General features: G+C 56.1%; 5 protein-coding genes. 2 read left to right on the top strand and 3 right to left on the bottom strand.

What is annotated here, in order from left to right:
- Positions 1-835, top strand: an 835-nt coding sequence (locus tag QZ197_RS07690; protein WP_296431310.1) for an anhydro-N-acetylmuramic acid kinase, incomplete at its 5' end; no start/stop codon positions are given.
- Here the strand turns inward: QZ197_RS07690 and QZ197_RS07685 are convergent.
- Positions 832-2,004, bottom strand: coding sequence for an aminotransferase class I/II-fold pyridoxal phosphate-dependent enzyme (locus QZ197_RS07685; protein ID WP_296431309.1), 1,173 nt, complete (start codon positions 2,002-2,004; stop codon positions 832-834). The two genes, QZ197_RS07690 and QZ197_RS07685, sit on opposite strands and share 4 nt — an antisense overlap.
- A gap of 32 nt (positions 2,005-2,036) precedes the next feature.
- Positions 2,037-2,480 (bottom strand): redox-sensitive transcriptional activator SoxR, encoded by a 444-nt coding sequence (soxR, locus tag QZ197_RS07680; RefSeq protein WP_296431308.1) that lies wholly within the window; start codon positions 2,478-2,480, stop codon positions 2,037-2,039.
- Between the two features lie 78 nt (positions 2,481-2,558).
- Between soxR and QZ197_RS07675 the strand changes: the two genes are divergently transcribed.
- On the top strand, positions 2,559-2,948 hold the full coding sequence (locus QZ197_RS07675; protein ID WP_296431301.1) for a VOC family protein: 390 nt from the start codon (positions 2,559-2,561) through the stop codon (positions 2,946-2,948).
- Here QZ197_RS07675 and QZ197_RS07670 read toward each other — a convergent pair.
- On the bottom strand, positions 2,939-3,225 hold a 287-nt coding region (locus QZ197_RS07670; protein ID WP_296431300.1), incomplete at its 5' end, for an MmcQ/YjbR family DNA-binding protein. The two genes, QZ197_RS07675 and QZ197_RS07670, sit on opposite strands and share 10 nt — an antisense overlap.

Genomic DNA, 3,225 nt, shown 5'->3' with positions numbered 1-3,225 from the left:
TATTGCGGGTTTCCACGGTCAGACCCTTGCCCATGATCCTGCAGGACACCGCACGCACCAATGCGGTGACGGGGCGCGCTTGGCGCAAGCCTTGGGTTATCCGGTTGCATGGGATTTTCGCACACATGATGTGGCGCAGGGCGGGCAGGGCGCGCCACTTGCGCCGTTCTACCACTTTGCATTGGCGAAGTGGCTCAATGCCGATGCGCCGCTGGCATTTCTAAACCTTGGCGGTGTGGGGAACATCACTTGGATTGATCCTGCTTGTGTTGATCCTACGGATCCGAACGCATTGTTGGCGTTTGATACAGGACCCGCCAATGCCCCGATGAATGACTTGATGATGAAGCGGCGCGGCGTAGGCTATGACAAGGGGGGCGCATTGGCGTCAACCGGTACGGTTGATAGCGCCGTGCTGGGTCGGTTCTTGGCGCATCCCTATTTCGCGCGGCAGGCCCCAAAATCGCTTGACCGTGATGCCTTTGCAGAATTGACCAATGACGTGGTAGGACTGAGTGATGCAGACGCATTAGCGACGCTGGCCCAAGCGGTCATTGAAAGTGTGGCATTGGCGATATCGCTTTGCCCAAATCCGCCTGCTCAGCTTTTGGTCACAGGCGGCGGGCGGCATAATACAACACTGATGAAAGGGTTAGCCAAAGCGCTGGCTTGCCCCGTGAAACCTGTCGAGGACGTCGGTCTTGACGGTGACATGCTCGAGGCACAAGCCTTTGCCTATCTCGCGGTGCGCGTGGCGCGCGGGTTGCCACTCTCAAGCCCGCAAACAACAGGTGTGCCTGTACCGGTTACGGGCGGGCAGATAGCAACGCCCTAAGCCGCTTTGCGGTGCGCAAATGCGATTAGTCGTTCCAAAGCATCGATGTAGCGCGCGTCGTCAATCGTCATCGCAACACGTAGATGGCCAGCCGCGGCTTGGCCAAAGCTTTCGCCCGGCATCACTGCGATCAGTTCTTCATCCAGCAATGCGTTGGCAAAGCTTTCGCCATCCATGCCCGTCGCACGAATATCCAACATCACATACATCGCCCCTTGTGCGGGCACGGCACGTACAATGTTCTGGCCCGCCAGCGCTTGCATCGTCAGGTCACGGCGGCGGCGGAACGGGGCGGCAACGCCTTCTTCGATCGCATCCCCTTGGTTCAGCGCGAATTCAGCACCGTCCTGCACAAAGCCAGCAACGCCGTAAGTCGTATGGGTCGCAAGGTTCAAAAGTTGCTCAATCGCGTCCTGCGGTCCGCAAACCCACCCAACCCGACTGCCTGTCATCGCATGGCTTTTGGACATAGACCCGACCACCAGCGTACGTTCCGCCATACCAGGCAAGCTGCGTGGGCTGATATGCGTGCCTTCCCAAACTTGGGTGTCATACACTTCGTCCGAGATCAGCCAAAGATCGTTGGCGATACATGCGTCAGAAATCGCCTGAAGGGTGTCTGCGGAATAGACGGCGCCTGTAGGGTTATTGGGTGAGTTCACCAATAATGAAGTAGCACCCTTGGTGGCTTCTAGCAGTGCGGCGGCAGTTGGTTGAAATTGCGTATCGGGGGACGTCACGATTGCTTTAGCGATCGCCCCGACACTGCGCACCGTACCGGGGTATGTGGCATAGTATGGGTCGATGTAGACAGCTGTATCACCCGGGTCACAGACAGCCGTATGCGCCGCATAAAGGGCCGCTTGGCCGCCTGGCGTAATCAGGATGTTATCTGGAGTCGTCACGACGCCAGTCCGCGCTTGAATGCGCGCCGCTACGGTTTCGCGCAGTGCCAGAGTGCCGGGAACCATTGCATAACCCGTATGCCCGCCAATCGCCGCGTCATGCATCGCGTTTAAAATGGCGGGGCTGGTGCCGATGTCGTGTTCACCGATGGTCAATTCGACCACGGGCTTGCCCTCTGCAATCATCCTGCGGGCTTTGTAAAAGACGTCCCAGCCGTCAGAGCCGCCGCCGGTGATATGTGTGATGCGATGTGATAATTTCATGCGCGGATGGGAACGATCTTAGGCACAAGAAGTCAAGTCTGCATCGCGGTCAAATTGCGCGGACCTGTGCCGTCTTGGCCCTTGCGGTCCGCGGGATTGTAAAGCGCACAAGATTTCAGGCTCAGGCAGCCACACCCGATGCAGCCATCAAGCTTGTTGCGCAAATCCTCTAAGGCAGAAATCCGATCATCGATGTCGTGGCGAAAGCTGCGGCTGATCCGGGTCCAATCGGCTTTTGAAGGGGCTTTGTGATCAGGAAGGGCGCGTAGATGAGGCGCGATTTCCGACAGGCTAAACCCTAGTTTCTGGGCGGCCATTACGAACGATAAACGCCGAATATCACTGCGCCCATAGCGCCGATGACCGCCTGCGTTGCGGACAGGTTTGATGATGTCATGTGTCTCGTAGAACCGGATAGCGGAAACAGCCAGGCCGGTGCGCGCGGATAGATCGCCAATAGCTAATCCAGTGGGCATGAAATTAATCCTTGATCTCAAGTTAACTTGAGGAATGACAACAGATTCGAGAGACATTGAAAATAGGAGAATTCAACAATGGCACATCTTGAGCATGTGAATATCACAGTGGCAGATCCCAAAAAGACCGCAGCAATGTTGTCCGACCTGTTCGGTTGGCACACCCGCTGGGAAGGGTCCGTGCTAGACGGTTTAGGCTACACCGTGCATGTGGGGTCCGATGATAGCTATATCGCGGTCTACTCTGGCATGGATCCTGAACAAACGGTGCCAAAGGCTGACGAAAGCTATCAAACACGTGGGGGATTGAACCATCTCGGTGTCGTCGTCGATGATCTTGACGTTGTAGAGGCAAAGGTGAAAGCGATGGGATTTGCCACGCACAGCCACGCCAACTATGAACCCGGTCAGCGGTTCTACTTTCACGATGCTGACGGGATCGAGTTCGAAGTCGTCAGTTACGCCTGAGCGATTTTTTCCCTGACCTTTTTTGGCAGCGCCTTAAAGATGATGTCATAGGACATAGCAATCCTATGCCGCAATTCTTCTTCGGTGCTGTCAAAGCTGACCAGAACCCAGCTTTTGTGGAAATAGGGGGCTCTGGTGGCGGCACCTGCATCAATCAACATCGCGGCGGTCTCTGTGCTATCCGTCTTAACGCAAACACCATCAATTCGGTCGCCAAAACACGCAAACATCTTGCCGCCGACTTTCCAGCTATCAAGTTCGGTTGTGGGATCAGCGG

The organism is Yoonia sp. (genome assembly GCF_017854415.1).
Classification (GTDB): Bacteria; Pseudomonadota; Alphaproteobacteria; order Rhodobacterales; family Rhodobacteraceae; genus Yoonia.
Note: the sequence above shows the minus strand (reverse complement) of the source record. Positions and strands in the feature narration are given on the sequence as shown.